The 1,112-nt window shown below is 52.1% G+C and carries 2 protein-coding genes; one reads left to right on the forward strand and one right to left on the reverse strand.

Annotated elements, in window-relative coordinates; translation table 11 throughout:
• Positions 1-75 precede the first annotated feature (75 nt).
• Positions 76-773, forward strand: a protein-coding gene (locus AC5O77_RS21640; RefSeq protein ID WP_250143265.1) for an IS1 family transposase whose coding sequence is annotated in 2 segments (ribosomal slippage) — positions 76-325 and positions 325-773 — 699 coding nt in all. Because the reading frame shifts where the segments join, the coding sequence is not laid out codon by codon here.
• A 57-nt stretch (positions 774-830) separates the two neighbouring features.
• Here the strand turns inward: AC5O77_RS21640 and AC5O77_RS21645 are convergent.
• Positions 831-1,112 (reverse strand): RraA family protein (locus tag AC5O77_RS21645; protein WP_494507155.1); only part of this gene is annotated, 282 nt, incomplete at its 5' end.

Consider the following 1,112-nt stretch of genomic DNA (forward strand, 5'->3'; position numbering starts at 1 on the left):
AGATGTGTATAAGAGACAGTGGTAATGCTGCCAACTTACTGATTTAGTGTATGATGGTGATTTTAAGGTGCTTGCGTGGCTTCCATTTCCATCAGATGTCCTTCCTGCTCCGCTACTGAAGGCGTGGTGCGTAACGGCAAAAGCACTGCCGGACATCAGCGCTATCTCTGCTCTCACTGCCGTAAAACATGGCAACTGCAGTTCACTTACACCGCCTCTCAGCCCGGTACGCACCAGAAAATCATTGATATGGCCATGAATGGCGTCGGATGTCGCGCCAGTGCACGCATTATGGGCGTTGGCCTCAACACGGTTTTACGTCACTTAAAAAACTCAGGCCGCAGTCGGTAACCTCGCGCATACAACCGGGCAGTGATGTGATTGTCTGCGCTGAAATGGACGAACAGTGGGGCTACGTCGGTGCTAAATCACGTCAGCGCTGGCTGTTTTACGCGTATGACAGGATACGGAGGACGGTTGTTGCGCACGTATTCGGTGAACGCACTATGGCGACGCTGGGGCGTCTTATGAGCCTGCTGTCACCCTTTGACGTGGTGATATGGATGACGGATGGCTGGCCGCTGTATGAATCCCGCCTGAAGGGAAAGCTGCACGTAATCAGCAAGCGATATACGCAGCGAATTGAGCGGCATAACCTGAATCTGAGGCAGCACCTGGCACGGCTGGGACGGAAGTCGCTGTCGTTCTCAAAATCGGTGGAGCTGCATGACAAAGTCATCGGGCATTATCTGAACATAAAACACTATCAATAAGTTGGAGTCATTACCAAAAAGGGGAATTTAATTCCCCTTTTAACGCATGGCAGGTACTTATTCAATATCCAGCGGATCTTCTGAAAGAATAATCCCGGTATTGTCGGCATAAAGATGGTCGCCGGAGAAGAAGGTGACACCGCCAAAATTGACGCGGACATCGCTTTCGCCAATGCCTTCGCCAGCAGCACCAACCGGAATTGCCGCCATCGCCTGGATGCCGATATCCAGCTCTTCCAGGTCATCTACCTGACGCACCGCGCCGTAAATGACCAGACCTTCCCATTCATTTTGTACTGCCAGACGCGCCAGTTCAGCATCGACCAGTGCGCGACGAAC

This window comes from Stenotrophomonas sp. INTA L402-1 (assembly GCF_059295135.1).